This is a genomic window from Paenibacillus sp. FSL R5-0623 (genome assembly GCF_037974265.1).
Classification (GTDB): Bacteria; Bacillota; Bacilli; order Paenibacillales; family Paenibacillaceae; genus Paenibacillus.
Genome location: NZ_CP150233.1, coordinates 2,129,491 through 2,144,246, shown reverse-complemented (window position 1 = coordinate 2,144,246; position 14,756 = coordinate 2,129,491). Strand labels below are relative to the sequence as shown.

The 14,756-nt window shown below is 45.5% G+C and carries 17 protein-coding genes, 1 tRNA gene and 1 pseudogene; 5 read left to right on the top strand and 14 right to left on the bottom strand.

Features of this window, described 5'->3' with window-relative positions; translation table 11 throughout:
• The first annotated feature begins 143 nt into the window (after positions 1 to 143).
• Positions 144 to 542 (top strand): hypothetical protein, encoded by a 399-nt coding sequence (locus MKY92_RS09895; protein WP_339300467.1) that lies wholly within the window; start codon positions 144 to 146, stop codon positions 540 to 542.
• A gap of 101 nt (positions 543 to 643) precedes the next feature.
• Here MKY92_RS09895 and MKY92_RS09890 read toward each other — a convergent pair whose 3' ends face one another.
• From MKY92_RS09890 to MKY92_RS09845, 10 genes and pseudogenes are all read right to left on the bottom strand, one after another.
• Positions 644 to 865 carry a DUF1450 domain-containing protein gene (locus tag MKY92_RS09890; RefSeq protein ID WP_017689421.1) on the bottom strand — a complete coding sequence of 74 codons (222 nt, stop codon included), beginning with the start codon at positions 863 to 865 and terminating at the stop codon, positions 644 to 646.
• 21 nt (positions 866 to 886) lie between these two features.
• The gene (locus MKY92_RS09885; protein WP_036670085.1) at positions 887 to 1,189 is read right to left on the bottom strand and encodes a heme biosynthesis protein HemY; all 303 of its coding nucleotides are present in this window, start codon (positions 1,187 to 1,189) and stop codon (positions 887 to 889) included.
• Between the two features lie 142 nt (positions 1,190 to 1,331).
• Positions 1,332 to 1,589 carry a hypothetical protein gene (locus tag MKY92_RS09880; protein WP_339300465.1) on the bottom strand — a complete coding sequence of 86 codons (258 nt, stop codon included), beginning with the start codon at positions 1,587 to 1,589 and terminating at the stop codon, positions 1,332 to 1,334.
• A gap of 195 nt (positions 1,590 to 1,784) precedes the next feature.
• Positions 1,785 to 2,996 (bottom strand): M14 family metallopeptidase, encoded by a 1,212-nt coding sequence (locus MKY92_RS09875; RefSeq protein WP_339300464.1) that lies wholly within the window; start codon positions 2,994 to 2,996, stop codon positions 1,785 to 1,787.
• 228 nt (positions 2,997 to 3,224) lie between these two features.
• Positions 3,225 to 4,034, bottom strand: a complete 810-nt coding sequence (racE, locus tag MKY92_RS09870) for a glutamate racemase (protein WP_313771487.1) — start codon at positions 4,032 to 4,034, stop codon at positions 3,225 to 3,227.
• A gap of 219 nt (positions 4,035 to 4,253) precedes the next feature.
• Positions 4,254 to 4,631 (bottom strand): YtxH domain-containing protein, encoded by a 378-nt coding sequence (locus tag MKY92_RS09865; RefSeq protein ID WP_211081786.1) that lies wholly within the window; start codon positions 4,629 to 4,631, stop codon positions 4,254 to 4,256.
• A 184-nt stretch (positions 4,632 to 4,815) separates the two neighbouring features.
• Entirely contained in the window at positions 4,816 to 5,730 is a 915-nt protein-coding gene (locus tag MKY92_RS09860; protein WP_339300463.1) for a DUF4261 domain-containing protein, read from the bottom strand.
• A 10-nt stretch (positions 5,731 to 5,740) separates the two neighbouring features.
• The gene (locus tag MKY92_RS09855; protein WP_076318399.1) at positions 5,741 to 6,202 is read right to left on the bottom strand and encodes a HepT-like ribonuclease domain-containing protein; all 462 of its coding nucleotides are present in this window, start codon (positions 6,200 to 6,202) and stop codon (positions 5,741 to 5,743) included.
• 173 nt (positions 6,203 to 6,375) lie between these two features.
• Positions 6,376 to 6,663 (bottom strand): Dabb family protein, encoded by a 288-nt coding sequence (locus tag MKY92_RS09850; protein WP_017689429.1) that lies wholly within the window; start codon positions 6,661 to 6,663, stop codon positions 6,376 to 6,378.
• Positions 6,664 to 6,949: 286 nt separating this feature from the next.
• Positions 6,950 to 7,333, bottom strand: a pseudogene (locus MKY92_RS09845) (phage holin family protein); the annotation flags it as partial.
• A gap of 448 nt (positions 7,334 to 7,781) precedes the next feature.
• On the opposite strand from MKY92_RS09845, the gene MKY92_RS09840 reads away from it, so the two are divergent.
• Positions 7,782 to 8,378, top strand: coding sequence for a helix-turn-helix transcriptional regulator (locus tag MKY92_RS09840; RefSeq protein ID WP_017689431.1), 597 nt, complete (start codon positions 7,782 to 7,784; stop codon positions 8,376 to 8,378).
• A 222-nt stretch (positions 8,379 to 8,600) separates the two neighbouring features.
• Here MKY92_RS09840 and MKY92_RS09835 read toward each other — a convergent pair whose 3' ends face one another.
• Positions 8,601 to 9,755 carry a sn-glycerol-1-phosphate dehydrogenase gene (locus MKY92_RS09835; RefSeq protein WP_339300461.1) on the bottom strand — a complete coding sequence of 385 codons (1,155 nt, stop codon included), beginning with the start codon at positions 9,753 to 9,755 and terminating at the stop codon, positions 8,601 to 8,603.
• A gap of 158 nt (positions 9,756 to 9,913) precedes the next feature.
• Between MKY92_RS09835 and MKY92_RS09830 the strand changes: the two genes are divergently transcribed.
• Positions 9,914 to 10,099 carry a hypothetical protein gene (locus MKY92_RS09830; RefSeq protein ID WP_036609735.1) on the top strand — a complete coding sequence of 62 codons (186 nt, stop codon included), beginning with the start codon at positions 9,914 to 9,916 and terminating at the stop codon, positions 10,097 to 10,099.
• Positions 10,100 to 10,204: 105 nt separating this feature from the next.
• Here MKY92_RS09830 and MKY92_RS09825 read toward each other — a convergent pair.
• Positions 10,205 to 10,288 (bottom strand) — tRNA-Leu (locus MKY92_RS09825).
• Positions 10,289 to 10,513: 225 nt separating this feature from the next.
• Between MKY92_RS09825 and MKY92_RS09820 the strand changes: the two genes are divergently transcribed.
• Both MKY92_RS09820 and MKY92_RS09815 read left to right on the top strand, forming a co-directional pair.
• Positions 10,514 to 11,506 (top strand): Gfo/Idh/MocA family oxidoreductase, encoded by a 993-nt coding sequence (locus MKY92_RS09820; RefSeq protein WP_339300460.1) that lies wholly within the window; start codon positions 10,514 to 10,516, stop codon positions 11,504 to 11,506.
• Positions 11,507 to 11,729: 223 nt separating this feature from the next.
• Positions 11,730 to 12,092, top strand: coding sequence for a helix-turn-helix domain-containing protein (locus MKY92_RS09815; RefSeq protein WP_339300458.1), 363 nt, complete (start codon positions 11,730 to 11,732; stop codon positions 12,090 to 12,092).
• Positions 12,093 to 12,142: 50 nt separating this feature from the next.
• On the opposite strand, the gene MKY92_RS09810 is transcribed toward MKY92_RS09815, so the two are convergent.
• Together MKY92_RS09810 and MKY92_RS09805 are read right to left on the bottom strand one after the other, a co-directional pair.
• Positions 12,143 to 13,639, bottom strand: a complete 1,497-nt coding sequence (locus MKY92_RS09810; RefSeq protein ID WP_339300456.1) for a sensor domain-containing diguanylate cyclase — start codon at positions 13,637 to 13,639, stop codon at positions 12,143 to 12,145.
• A 287-nt stretch (positions 13,640 to 13,926) separates the two neighbouring features.
• Positions 13,927 to 14,664, bottom strand: a complete 738-nt coding sequence (locus MKY92_RS09805) for a fused MFS/spermidine synthase (RefSeq protein ID WP_339300455.1) — start codon at positions 14,662 to 14,664, stop codon at positions 13,927 to 13,929.
• Positions 14,665 to 14,756: the final 92 nt, after the last annotated feature.

Below are 14,756 nucleotides of genomic sequence, written 5' to 3'. Positions count from 1 at the left end.
CCTCCTTGGGATTATCATGTTCCTGTTACCCCTTTAGGATGGATAACACAAGCCTTCCTTATTCTTCTTTTGTATTTTCATCGTAACTTTAATTGATTTCGCTACGTTTATTAGGTAATCATTCCAAATCAGGAGGAAGTTATTTGAAGAAAATATTACTGACACTCTGCATGTTGCCCTTGCTCATTTGGGTACAAGGCTGCACTCCTGCAACATACGAGATAGAAGGATATACAGCGTCATCCATGAACCCAGACATCCCGGTTCCAACCAATGCAAAGCTTATCGAAAACATAGCTTATTCCGATGATCCCAACCTTAAAAAAGGGGCTAAGTATGAACTGAAACATATTGGGGGTGAGCAAGGACTATACCCGCCAATGGATTATTTTCAGAAGTTAGCTGATACAGGATGGGTGGAAATAGAGGAAGAACGGCTGGGACATGTACATTTTCTGAAAAAGGATAATACGGTCATTGCCATTGAAATTCAAGAAGATTCCTTTCAAATTACTGAAATGATCGAAGGTGCTATGGAGTAACACATCCTTTCACTGCTACCCAAACGCAAAAAAGGAGAGGCACGTAGCCCCTCCTTTCTGATGTGCGGACAGTTTTTCTCCACTCACCTTGTTATATCCTGTTACTTCACAAACTTTGCGACTTTGGCGAGCACTTCTTCTTCTGTCGGCGCACTGATATACCGACCATTGATAAAGACAAATGCACGTTTCGCGCAAGGACCGCAATAGGATTTGCACCCAATCTTGATCTCCGTGTCTGGAGCCATTTTTTGCAGCTTGGGTACAATCGATTTCAGTCGGACATGATTACACTTTTCGCATACGCGGATATCGTTAGCCATGAGTTCCCCTTCTTCGCGCCCTTAGTGGTCGCCGTGATTACCTTGGGACGGATTCGTAATAACAAATCCCTCTTCCGGGAAGTAGAGGTAGTCAATTTTAACACCGTTCAACAAAGGCTGATCATTCGCGAGAATGACATCAATCTCTTTATCGGTAGATACAACTGTATCATTTTCTTTTGGTGTGTCGAGATCAAGCCCGTAGTGAGCATGGTCACCATGTGCATGTGTGATGACAACGCGCAGTTTTTTCCCTTCGTTCTCCGGCTTGTCCAATTCAAGCTTCAATACTTTAGCAGCATTACGCGTAATTTTGCAGTTCATTCTCTTCATCTCCTATATTGTAATTGCAGGTTTCAACAATTTCAGCATTCTTAAACTACAGCATCTATTGTAAAGAAAGTTACCGCTCTTCGCAATAACATTGATGCGAATTCAATGTTAAAATGATCCATTGGGCCGCAAATTAAGAAGGTGCACTCTCCTGAAGCACAGGATATTTACGTTCTGCCCGGCTTACAAACCAGTTCATCAGAATCAAAGTGACCCCGATATCATCGATGGGCATAAACGGCATCACGTCAGGAAGTACCCAGTACAGCAACGCTGGAATAATAAACAACAGCTTTTCTCCCAAAGGAATCTGCGGAGCCCGGAGCAGCCGGGGGAGCCTTTTGAAAACTTGTGTCCATCGTTTGAACGACAGCAGTCTTCTCCACTTCATTTGAATCCCTCCGTATAATTGTATATGTCGCCGAAACGGCACATCCATCATTACCCGTTCAAAAACATTCAGAACGAATGACGTAGAATGTCATCATAAAAAATAATAAAAACGGAACGTCGCTCATGGCGCCCGTTCCTGTTATACGAATGATCTACTGTTAAGTTTCACACCATCATAATTCGGAGTCTTGCCTCATTGTCCATTGGATAACAGTTCAGCCAGCAACATTCCCACTTCTATACAAATATCATCAAACTGTTCTACGGGAAGCGGATTAACACCCAATCCAACTTCTACCGTGAAGCCCGGTCTACCGAAATCTTGAATAAACCAGTCCTTGTATCCGGCATCACTGCCACCGAGCTTCACCGCCTTGTAGCCGGAAGCTTTGGCGAGTCTGCGCGACAGCGGTCCACTCTCCCTGGGTTCAAGATCGCGATAGTTCCAATAAATCTCCTGTCCCTGACTATGCAGGGATACTACCGCATCAAATGTATGTTGCTGCGTCCACTGCGCAAGCGCCTGTGCCTCCGGTTCTGTCAATGGCGCTTTCCCTGCATAATCCCTGGGGCCAGGTGAGGTCACACCTCTTCTCGCTGCTTCTTCATCCCAATGGGCTGGAAATTGATCATTCAGATCCACCCCTCTGATGTTGGCCTTCCAATGGGTGAAATGTGATCTGTCGGCATTCCAGGCTAACAACTGCTGTGCATGTGGATGCTGATTGACCACACCTTCCTGAACCAGTTCGACCCCGTCCGGATTAACCATCGGCACGGCCCAGAGTGTCGTCTCTTGCATCCAGCGTTCTGTCTGGTATTGATGCCATGTCCTATCCGCACTATACGCCTCGGCATATTCCTCGATAAACTTCATCAGAACTACTGTTGTTAACCATTCATTAGCATGAACGGAAGCGTTAACATGGATATGTCTCGACCCTTGCCCAATTCGCAAATAAGGCAGCGACTTCCCCATAACACTTGTTCCAATGGACCCCGTCTCGATAAACGGGTATTGATTCTCCAGCTTGTCTATATCCCTGATTAATTCTCGATAACCATACTCTCCCTGAATCTTCACTATAGTTTTTCCATTCGAAGCCGGAATATGAATACAGCGACCAACCCAGTCGGTTCCATTGGTGATTTCGGGATTGGCCTGGCGCAACACCTCTTCGTCCATTCCAAATCTCCCTGCAATCTCCCCTACACTTTCTCCAGGCGGTACAGCGTATCTGCGACCTGTCCCGGGGACAATACGCAGCATCTGACCTGCCAGCAAGTATGGCTGGGAAGCCACTTCCGGGTTTAGTGCAGCAAGGAGCTCTTTGGTCATATAGTGTGCTGACGCAATTCGCGGCAACGTATCTCCCCGCTGAACAATAATCCACTGTAGATCCATGTTGTTCTCCTTTCCACAGGAAAAGACAGGTCTCCTGTCCAGTTCTGACCAATCTCGTGTCTGTAACATATGTATGCAGGTCAGGTTGTCCGTCATGTGACATGAATCATGTTTATCTTCGGTTAATGCATAATGACGACAAAAAATCCCGGAACTTCACAGTTCCGGGATAGTCCACAACCAAAATACATTAATTAAAAGTCTTATTCATGCATTATTTGAGTATAACTATGATAATTGCGTAACCTGCCAGACAACAGGGGTCTTGGAGATCTGCTCCCCCAACCATCGACGGGTGATATTCTGGAACATTCGCGGGTCACCCGTGCAGAAAAATTGATGCACCGGAGTCTCATCCCCACTGGCCAGCTTTCGTTTATCATATAATATCGTACTGATTTCACGTGCCGTTTCATCTGCTGAACTGATTAATTTCACTTCCTGTCCCATAACTTCCTGAATCGTGTCCATGAGAAAGGGATAATGCGTACAACCCAGAATAAGACAATCTATTGGCTGTTGTTTGATCCCGCCCAATGATTGTTCCACCGTATGTGTCGTGTGCTCGGAACGAAATTCACCTTGTTCCACCAACGGCACCAGCGCCGGACAAGCCTGACTGACCACATCAATATAGGGGGACAACTGCTTGAGTGCTGATGTATAAGCCCCGCTACCTATGGTACCCGTGGTACCAATCACACCAATACGTCCTGTACGTGTCGCTGTGATTGCGGCCCGCGCACCCGGATGTATAACACCAATGACAGGCATATTCACCTTGCCACGGATATACTCCAACGCGGCTGCTGTTGCTGTGTTACAGGCGATAACGATAACCTTCGGATCGAATTGGATCAAGAAATCAACGATTTGTTCCGTAAATTGTTTTACTTGTTCGGACGAACGGGGTCCGTACGGTGTCCGGGCAGTATCCCCAAAATAAATGATCTTTTCCCGCGGGAGCTGACGCATCACTTCCTTGGCGACCGTCAATCCCCCCACACCGGAGTCTAATATAGCGATTGCTTGCTGCACGAACACACCGCTTCCTTCTTCATTGAATTGGTTCTATAAACGATTGTTTCTCAGAGCTTTCTTCCTACCGTATGAACATTCCGGCAAAAAGGTACCTACATCTTACCCGATTTCATCGCAGGGTTCAAATTAAATCCACACGCTAAGTCATCTATGTGTGGACACGCAACAAAGCAGGCTCTCCTCTAAATAGAGGAAAGCCTGCTTATCAAGCATTGCTTAGTTGTCGTCCTTGGACTCATCCGAAGGAAGCTTTGCTACGATGTCAATTCCGGGTTCATCCACTGTTTTATCGATATCGTTATCAACAATGGCTGCCGATATGCGAATTTCTTTCCCTTCAGCGCAATTGCGCCAGGATTGAATATCCTGAATCACGACATCTGCGGTCTCTTTAACTTTGGATACGATCTGCGAACTTTGTTCTCCCACGATACCAGCCAGTTCTTGACCTTTCTCCGATACCTGACGAGCACCTTCTGTAATATCCTGACGAAGTTCACGTCCCGATTTCGGCGCCAGCAACAATGCCGTTACTGAACCAACCACGGAGCCAATAAGAGCTCCCCACAACAAACTTTTGTTAGAATCCTTCACGTCACATCTCTCCCTTTACTATTGTTTAAGTACCGGACTAGAAGCAACGGTCTGTCGCTCAGCCATCCGGGCGAATGCCTACTCTGTTGATGCATTATAAGCAGCACAGGCTTGACTTGACACTCCAGATGTTAAAAATAATCTGAACGCCCCTTTTGAATGGAAGCAAATGATTTGGCTTAACTCAGTTCTGACGAGCCGGCTCGAGATCAGCCGCGGCATGCTCATCCCCCGGGTCCAAATCAATAACATATCGTCCAGGTGCAATCAATGCCGCCTGATGTTCACAACGCCAGCGACGTCCACCTGAGGAACCCAGCGTCTGTCCATCTTGCAGGACATCCCCCTGATCAAATATGTAATACGCTGCACCCAGTAAGGTCTGAGCCACCGTATCCGGATCAAGACCGACGAAGTGACACTGGACATCAGGTACACCCAGCGCAGATAATCCCACGGTATCCATGACCAACCCGCGCTGCTCCTCTGTACCTCCGGCTTGATACATTCGAACGTTCATGGCTGCATACAGATGTTCCTCACGTTCCTGAGCTTGCGTATATGCTTCAGGTTCAACCAGCTTATCACTGCCATACCAATACAGCGCATCACAGGTCAAACTTTCCATGATTGCCAGCACAGTCTTCTGAAACAGCTCCAATCGCTGTTTTCGAGGCATGGCAGCCGTGAACATATCATGTATCCGGATGGAGTACCGCGAAGCTTCTACAACCTGTCCCACTTCCGGCCAATGCCATGCTTGTTGCAGAGCACCGCCAAAACGTGCACGATCCGTAATTTCATTCACAGGAAGCATACAAGTCTGAGCAGGGATATCCCCTTCCTGAAAGGATACCTTGTGGTCCAGATGATAGAAGACAAGCATCTCATGCTTTTGCCCTCCGCTCTCTTGTTTCACATCCAGTCGGACTTGTCCTGTATGGCGAATCATTGCTTCCTGCAAACGCAGGCGATCCACCTCTGGACGTTCCCGGAACAAGAGTTCAACCATATACACCGGATGGAATCCGGAAGGTGTTTCATTTGTTTCGTTACTTTCAGTATTTGCTTCATTGAATTCTTTTGATTCATTTGTCATGCGATTTCCCTCATTCCTTACGCTGTCCCTCGGCCTGTGCCGTATTGAAAGGACCAAGTTCTTTTTCCACGTAGGCACTAACCTGAGTAGTAAAATGTTCAAGTATACTCGGCAACTCTACGCTAAGTGGGTGGAGCTCAGACCGCTCCCAGGTGTAATAATCCTGCACCAGTGGCTTGCGTAACGTGACAAGCTGACGCAATATCTCATAGGTTGGATTATCAAAAACCTTTTCTTCATAATTAATCTGAATAATATCATCATAGCTGCTCGCATCTCTCATGATGAAGCCGTCTATCAGATAACTTCCCACATCGGTAACAATCTCGATCGCCAGGTGAAGACAACGTTCCTGTACCATCCCAAGCATGAGACTGCCATCCCAAGCTTCTGCTGCCCCGCGAAGCCCTTCAGCTACTTCCGGTACAGCAGCAAGCCGGCGGGCAATCTGTTCTCTGTTCACATAATACATTCGTTCACTTCCCGTTCAGTGAGTTATCGGTTCCGTTTCCCTCTTCGCTTAAGCCAGAATATCATCACAGGACAAGCGATTAGAAACACAACAAAAATATACAGAAATTCCATAACGTCTCTTAAATCGCTCATGCAGAGTCCCCTTTATCTCAACGTAGTTTGAATGACAGATCAGATTTCGTAGTCCACTGCAATTGACTGTTCTCTGACTTCGTTCATGTACTTGATAACTTCCTGATGAAGCGGGTGTACCTGATACGCCTGAAGATCCTCCAGTGACGCAAACTCCGCCGTGAGTGAAATGTCGAACGATCTCTCCGAGCGAAGCACATCAATCCCGATTTCAAGTGAAACCAGGACATCAATTTTACCTTCCAGATTGCGAAGCACCTGGGCTGCAGCTTCAATACTTTCTGCTGAGCGATCTTTCATTTTGAACAGAACAATATGTTTTATCATCTGGGCAAGCACCTCGTTTAATATAAATAGTAGGAATGAATGAATTTTCATGTATCCAAAATATATCATAACGTTCTATATTACGAAAGGATACTTGGAAACGTTCTCTTGATAAGAAAAACTAATCCGAACCGTTTTCTTTCGATTCGGATTTCTTTTGAGATCCATCCTCCGTCTGTTTCGCGGATTCATCCTGCAGAGTTTGTCCTGTTTCAGCCTGCTGCTTGATGTTGTCTGGAGTTTGCTGCGGTTTGGACCATTCACGATTCGTCAGATACTCCTGATCCTCCTGTTTCTTCAACACTGCAATGGCCTGTCTCAGCTTTGCAGGCAATGGAAGACCGATTTTGGCATAATTCTCAGTAATCGAAATGAGTTCATTCACCAGATAGAAATAAATAGCTCCGCCTTTAATAAAATCGGTTCCCATGATCAGATCAATTCGATGAGCAAGCAAAACAACAGTCAGCATGAGCCCTTTGCGAGCAATCCCCCAGAATCCAATGTTGCTATTTAACCCGGCACCTGTTCTTACCGCCGCTGCCAAACCTGTTATATAATCCACAGCCATCGCGACCGCGAGCAGGCTCAGCAATTGATCCCATCCGCCAAAAGCAAACGTAACAAATGCTCCCGAGATGACAGCAAAGGTATTCACAGATAGATGCACGTCCCTCACCTCTCCCTTACACTTGAGTATCATACAATATATGTAAAAGTAAGAGATTTGACAGGTCACATGTCATGCTGAACACGCGGATTTATCATTTCAGATTTGTGCACATCCTCTTCGCAACAGGGGAACGAAAATCACATGCTTTTGGGGAATTCAGGGAAATAAACCGCATCATATCAACAAAAAACAGATAAAAGTTCTTTAGACCTAATAATAAGTAATTAGAACTATATTATTTTTATTCCTGCCGAATTTCTCCCCTCATTTTTAGTGAAACATTGTAATCTAGGAATATACTAGGATGTGAATTGCGCATGGTCTAGTTCGTAGTTCCCTCTTTATCATGAATTGACGCATTGACGCATTTGTAACCGGTAATCCCGGCACTTGAAAGTACCCCGTTGTTTATTGTAGTATTTGGTTAAAAAAAATCGGAGGAAATATGCCTAATCAACCAGAACAACATTCCATCCAGGCGTGGTCTCTGATCAACCGTAAATACTTGGGAAAAGGCGTCCGTGTTAAACGATTCCGAAAACCGACACGCTGTCAAATCCGCAACCGTGTTCTTCTTGCCGTGCTGATGGCCAATGATATCAAGTTGTCCCAGCTTGCTGAAGACCTCTCCATCTCTTCACGCAGTGTCAGTGCGTGGGTATATGAAGGACGGATACCCGGCAGTACCAATTTGGACAAGACTTGCCAATTACTCGGCTACCCGCGTCATATTCTCTTCAATGAAGAAGTTGTGCGTAATAGCCCTGTCATATGTCAACCCGAGTCATCTCGCTTCATGAAGCGTACGGTGACCCGTTCTCCGGTTAGTAACCGTATTTTGACAGGCTTGTGTATGGTCCATGATCTGTCGGTGACAGATGTCAGCCACTGGATCGGGGTTCATCCCGGCACTTTCCGCAAATGGCTGCATCAGGGAACACTGCCTTCTGCTGCATTTCAGGAACAAGCGGAGCAATTTTTCCGTATCCCGAAAACTATTTTGTTCGCAGATGTCATCTTGAAAGATCGTCGCAACAACTAAATAAGCGAACAGCCAAAAGGCTCTGATCTCCCCATAGGGAGGCCAGAGCCTTTTTTAAAATAAATGCATGCCTTCTCTCTCGGACTTGAAGCACTATTCTGGCTATTCCATCAGAAATGTCAGATAACCTACCCTTTTTCGTCTTTTGCTCCCAAGGAGAGCCATCACAGCCCGCTACAAGTGAAGTTAATGCATTTCATCATGATCATTCTCTCTAAAAGGTCATCCTAAACTCGTGTTTAACACTTCATTGATATATCTCAATCCGGTATATCGAGGACGAAGCGTATGCGCTGTGTTGAATGCATGTTCCACCATCTCCGGGGTTACACCGAGTTGCTCAGTAGTCACAGGTCCACCTACTTGTTCCAACCATGCGATGAGCTGAGAAGCCTCCGGCAATTGATCATATATCCCAAACACTGGTTCATCCGATGTCTGTGCAAGTTCTTTATATTTCACTGTAAGCAATGCACATGCTACGCCAACTTTGGCACCATGCAGAACCGGTCTTTCTCCCGCTTGCATCAGATCCATCTCCAAAATATGGGACAGATGATGCTCACCTCCGGATGCCGGACGGGAATGGTCAATGATCAGCATGGAGATACCGGAAACAATTAATGCGTCCATTAATACAGCTACTCCCTCTGCTCGCCCCTCCGCAATAGCTTGTACATGATCTATGCAGGTATTCAGCGCTTCTTCTGTCATCCGATAAGCGACCGGACAGAACGGTTCTCCGCCCAGTTCACGAGAAACGATCCAGTCTGCAAGGGAAGTATATTTGCCAAGCATATCTCCGAATCCGGCAGCCGTCATCACTTGGGGAGCTTGCTCCAGGATATTCATATCGGCAAAAATGGCTTCAGGCGGAACAGCCTGAAATGTCTGTTTGATTCCGCTTACAATTAAGGGTGCACCCGCAGAGGTAAACCCATCCACTGAAGCCGCTGTCGGTATCGACAGAAAGGGCTTGTTCATTTTGGAACAAACAAATCTCACCAGATCATGAATGGTACCTGAACCCACCGCAATTACAGCCTGACTTTCGAGTCTCACACCCAACATGACTTGTACAATAGCTGCTTCATCCGCAATGATATCCCCCGTGCGATTCTCCGGTAGAGCGATCTCATCCACATGCATTCCCGCTTCGCGAATACTACTCAGCACATCAGATCCGGCGGCCCGAAACGTATGTTGATCATAAACAACCGTCACCTGAAGATATCCTTGCTCAGACAAATAACCCGGTAACCTCTGAATGGCACCAGCTTCCAGATGTATCAGCATATCCACCACTCTGTGTTGATGACCGCAAGCACACTGCTGTGCTTCCTCATTCCATGCTGCAATTCGTTCGTTCATATTCATTCGCTCTTACCCTCCCATATGAGATATCATGCATAATTAACGGGTTAAAACCACAAGATAAAAAAGGAAATAAAATGTGATGATTTTCCTGATCACACTTTACTGCCTGTACCCAATATTTGCAAATCCATATCTCACATTTCCAAGTAGGTGAAGCAATGAAATTAACGAAAGAATTAGGAATTTCGCTCGGATTTCTCGCCGGAACCACTTTTGGCAGCGGTATCGCTTTTTTGTTTCGTCTCCAGTCGGTTGAAGTGGTTGCCAGTGTAACGCTATTTGGTATTGCAGGAGCCATTGCCGGGATCATCACGGCAGTCATTCTGCGCCAGCGGCAACATTAGCATTAGCATGCTGGTAGCAAAATGCAGGCTTCACACGAATGATCCACAAAATAAAAAAAGGTTCGTGAATTGCCCTAGAGCAACTCACGAACCTTTTTTGTTAGATGCGGTCGAGAGGACTCGAACCTCCACGGGGGTTAGCCCACACGGACCTGAACCGTGCGCGTCTGCCAATTCCGCCACGACCGCATAATATGTATCTCCTCATCCATCGATGAAAAGCGTTCCGGTGAAACAATTCCTTGTTTTACCGTAATTCAGAGTATACATGCTCCAAAATAAAAATGCAACTTCTTTTTTATTCATTCAAGAATAGGACATATGTCCTTTTTTCTCAACTTCAAACACCCTATCGTAGCATTAAACAACAAATATACCATCCATAAGAATGCAAAAATGAAGGAGAGATCCACCTTGAAAACAACCCATCTGTGCTTTATCGGTGCCGGGTTTCATGCATCCACGAATATTTACCCTTCTGTTGTTGAAGCCGGAGCGCAGATCCAGGCCATTGCCACACGCAGTATGGAACGCTCTGAAGCAGCTCTGCTGCGATTTGGTAGCAACGGACAAGCGTATGATAATGCTCAGCTTATGTTGCAGCAGGAAATCTGTGACGGAGTCGTTGTGGTCGCCCAGCCTGTAGATCAGACCGCTCTTGTTCTCGAATGCATTCGGGCTGGCAAGAATGTATACGTGGATAAGCCGCTCGGATGGAACGCAGCGGAAGCCGCCACTGTAGCAGAAGCTGCCGAGCAGGCTGGCGTCGTTGTCATGGTTGGTTTTATGAAACGTTATGCCCCCGTATACATGAAGCTGAGGGAGCTAATTGATAGTGGTTCGCTAGGTAAGGTATGTTCATTCCAGATGAAATTCGCTGTAGACAGTACCCCATTTTGCAAGGATGAGGAACAGTTCATGAAGCTCGCTGCCATTCATATGGTCGATCTGATGCGTTACTTATTCGGGGAAGTAATACGGGTTACAGGCACAACCGTGAAGGATGGGGAACACATTAATCAAAGCATTTCCCTTGTATTTGAGAATAACGTGGTAGGCAGCGCTTATTTTACCGGCATGAGTGCTTGGTCACGGGAGAGTGAAAGTGTACTCGTCACCTTCGACAACGGATTTGCGTCAGCTGAAGAGATCAACACACTTACTGTTCATCAATCCCGAAGCTCGGCCAGCCTTCCCTGGAAATCTCTCGAAGAGCAAGATACCGTATATACACCTTCCGGATCTCCCATGTCAGGAGCTTATCGCGACCTTTATCTACGCGGGTTTGTTGGTGAAATGGTGCACTTTATCGCGTGTTGCCAGAATCAGACTGTTCCACATTCCAGCGCCAAGGATAATATTGCAACGATGGCTCTATGTGACACCATTCTATCGTCACTGAAGTAGCGTATATACGCTCATCATCATATTTTATACATCCAGAGAGGAGCCTGAAACCGGGGCTCTTTTTTATCATATAGACATCAACCCGTCAGCCTTTGCCTATAATTAGGGTTTATAATCTGAATAATAAGTGATATGCTCTTTCATGTACTATACGTACTTTATGTAATGTAACCACCCAAATAGATACTATAGAAAATCACCGTAAAGTGGAGGTGTACTTATAATGAAAAAGGACGCATCCAAGCTATGTCCCGCGCCATACGGCTGTTCCGTGGAAGTCACCCTTAGTGTGATCGGAGGCAAGTGGAAAGGTGCCATTCTGTATCATTTATTCTCTGGTCCTTTGAGATTTAACGAGATCCGAAAATTGTTTCCTGACATCACCCAGCGTATGCTCACCCTGCAACTTCGAGAGTTGGAAGGCAGCGGAATTGTTCATCGTGAAATATACCCCCAGATCCCACCTAAAGTGGAGTATTCCCTCACACCATTTGGTGAAACGTTACGGCCGATTATCTTCAGCATGCGAGATTGGGGAGAAACGTATACAAATGAGGTTCTGGCGAGATCCTCACAAGAGGTATAAAACAACAAAGAAGCTGTCCCTTATTCTTAGGGAACAGCTTCTTTGTTTGCTTATTTAATAACCGTCTGGATCGTAACCGTTCGGTTACGCCCTTCTTCCTTGGCTTGATACAATGCATTATCCGCCAAGTGAAACAGTTCTGTGGATGTTGTGGAATGCTTCGGATATTCAGCAATTCCAGCCGAGATGGTGACGGAACGATCTATAGGCAATACGCTTTCTTCGACCGTTATTCGGATACGTTCAGCAATCTCAAAAGCCACGTTAGACTCTGAATTTCTTAACAAGACTACAAATTCCTCTCCACCAAACCGGGCACAGACATCTTCTGGTCGAACAGACAATTGAATGATATTGGCAATGTGTTTCAATACTTCATCCCCAGCATGATGCCCGAATGTATCATTAATGGACTTGAAGCGGTCGATATCCAGAACAATAATGGAGAACGGCACATCATCCTGAATCCATTCCTGGATGACTTCTTCGAAGGTTCTGCGATTGTTCATGCCAGTTAAAACATCGGTTCTGGCATCATAGACAAGCTGGTTTGTCTGTTTCCTAAAGTTCGCCAATGCACCAACAACTGTCCTTGTGAGAAGGTCTGCCTCTCTATTCCAGTGAGGTTTCATCACCGGTAGATCCACTTCTCCCTTATCGACCTGATTCACCAAATCAGCAAGCATAGCAAAAGGACTGGCAAGCTTGCGTGCAACCCGAACCACAATAAGGGTCAGGATGAGGAAAGGCACTGAAGTGTACAGCAACAACATACGGATATGATGATTCAGCTGATCGTACACCGTTTGGGTTGGAGACACGATTACGACGCCCCAATCTGTTGATGGAACTTTATAGTAACCTGCAAGCGAATCTACACCTGCCAGGTTTTTGTATTGTTCTTTACCTTTCTCGTTTACTAACAGCTTTTGTACCACTTCATTTTTACTGACATTTTCACCGATTCGGTTGGTGTTTGGGTGAAATAACAAAGTGCCCTTCTTATCCACAATAAAAAAGTAGGAACCATTACTTGTCTTGAGCTGACTGCCAAAAGAGAGACTCAATATATTATTTTCCTGTAAAAAGATATTTCCACCAATCGTTCCTTGGTACTCCCCTGTCGAATCAAAGATCGGTTCACTGACAAATACAATTCTGCGTTTGGTTCTGGGTGTCTGGTACGCTTCGGAGATATACGAAGTCCTCAAACTAACCGCTTCTTTTGCTGCATTGGAACTAACATGTTGACCTACGCTAGCCTGTGAGTAAGGCGAGGTAGATTTGACTACTCCCGCTTTATCTACCAAAGAAACGGAATTGAAAAAATTACTGCTATTGCGAACCAAATCCAATGTAGAATTCAACTCTTTTGTATTGGAGTGATCCATATCCGTGAAATATGTGGCTGCATATTTCAAGCTCTCCTGCATGGAATCAAAAAGCGAATCCAGCGTTTGGCTCATTTGCACAGCGCTGGCATAGTTTAAGGACAGGGTGTTATCAATGAGTGACTGTTTCTGAGATGTATAAGATGAGATGACCATGAGGGTCAATGTCATTATAACTGAAATAGTGACCAACCCGCCGAGTAAAGCCGTGAGGCTGATCTTCTTGATGTTTTTTATTTTTCTTCGTAGTCTTCTAGATCTCTTGATCTGTGCAATCATCGTTTACTTCCCCCGGATTTTCATGAAAAGGCATATTCCTTCTATCTTATACAAAAGTTGTTAAGATCAAATAAAGAGTTTGAGAAATCTTAACAATTACATCGTAAGATTGACGATTTAATGACATTTTACTTTCCCTGGAAGAATCACTGCTCAGGATCGCCCTAATCTACAATGATATATCCTTCTTCTGGCTCTTGTTCAACAAACCCTGCCATCTGACGAACCTGAAATTCGATCGGGTGATGACTACCCATTAAAATGCGATTTTGAACTTCATCCGCTGTTTCTGTAGGTAATGCAAATGCACGTGTATAGGCAAACTGTACCTGAAGTGTCGTATAGATTGCATTGACAAGCCGATCGTTGCCCCTACGTCCGAACACATTAAGGATGACAGCTCCGTCCGAGTCCAGCTTGTCCTTGACCATGGCAAAAAAATCACTGGATATAAACTGCTCGGGTGTCCCCGTTGCCGTAAAGGCATCAACAATAATATAATCATATGTCCCCGCAGGTTCCTGGTCTAATAATTCACGACCATCCCCAATGAGCACAGGACTTCCCTCATATCCAAAAAAGGTTTGGCTCAACTCCACGACCTCTGCGTCAAGCTCAGCCACCTTTACCTGGCGATCAGCCAAGTAAGTTGGCAATGTGCCAATACCATGTCCCACCACAAATACGGTATTAAACTCAGGATCATTCCGTTCCATTAGATGCACCATCGCTCTCGGATACTCCAGCACCATCCGGTTAGGCTCATCCAGATCCATGGCTCCCTGCACAGCTGCGTTGGAGAATTCTAATACACGAAACTGGCCCTTCTCTCCATAAAGCTTTTTGGTATCATATACCGTAAGCTCATGCTGTTCACTTTTATTCCGATACAGAACTCTCACTCACCGTTCTCCCTTCAATCTCTTACACCTATTCGACATATACCTTCATTCTATTACACGGGATGACAACATACCACCCTATACTTGAAAGA

Coding starts and splice junctions, on each gene's coding strand:
- MKY92_RS09840 (WP_017689431.1), top strand. CDS start 7,782: ATGCCTAATCAACCAGAACAACATTCCATCCAGGCGTGGTCTCTGATC.
- MKY92_RS09880 (WP_339300465.1), bottom strand. CDS start 1,589: ATGAAGTGGAGAAGACTGCTGTCGTTCAAACGATGGACACAAGTTTTC.
- MKY92_RS09890 (WP_017689421.1), bottom strand. CDS start 865: ATGGCTAACGATATCCGCGTATGCGAAAAGTGTAATCATGTCCGACTG.
- MKY92_RS09860 (WP_339300463.1), bottom strand. CDS start 5,730: ATGACAAATGAATCAAAAGAATTCAATGAAGCAAATACTGAAAGTAAC.
- MKY92_RS09885 (WP_036670085.1), bottom strand. CDS start 1,189: ATGAACTGCAAAATTACGCGTAATGCTGCTAAAGTATTGAAGCTTGAA.
- MKY92_RS09810 (WP_339300456.1), bottom strand. CDS start 13,639: ATGGTCATCTCATCTTATACATCTCAGAAACAGTCACTCATTGATAAC.
- MKY92_RS09850 (WP_017689429.1), bottom strand. CDS start 6,663: ATGATAAAACATATTGTTCTGTTCAAAATGAAAGATCGCTCAGCAGAA.
- MKY92_RS09835 (WP_339300461.1), bottom strand. CDS start 9,755: ATGAATATGAACGAACGAATTGCAGCATGGAATGAGGAAGCACAGCAG.
- MKY92_RS09875 (WP_339300464.1), bottom strand. CDS start 2,996: ATGGATCTACAGTGGATTATTGTTCAGCGGGGAGATACGTTGCCGCGA.
- MKY92_RS09855 (WP_076318399.1), bottom strand. CDS start 6,202: ATGTATTATGTGAACAGAGAACAGATTGCCCGCCGGCTTGCTGCTGTA.
- MKY92_RS09815 (WP_339300458.1), top strand. CDS start 11,730: ATGAAAAAGGACGCATCCAAGCTATGTCCCGCGCCATACGGCTGTTCC.
- MKY92_RS09830 (WP_036609735.1), top strand. CDS start 9,914: ATGAAATTAACGAAAGAATTAGGAATTTCGCTCGGATTTCTCGCCGGA.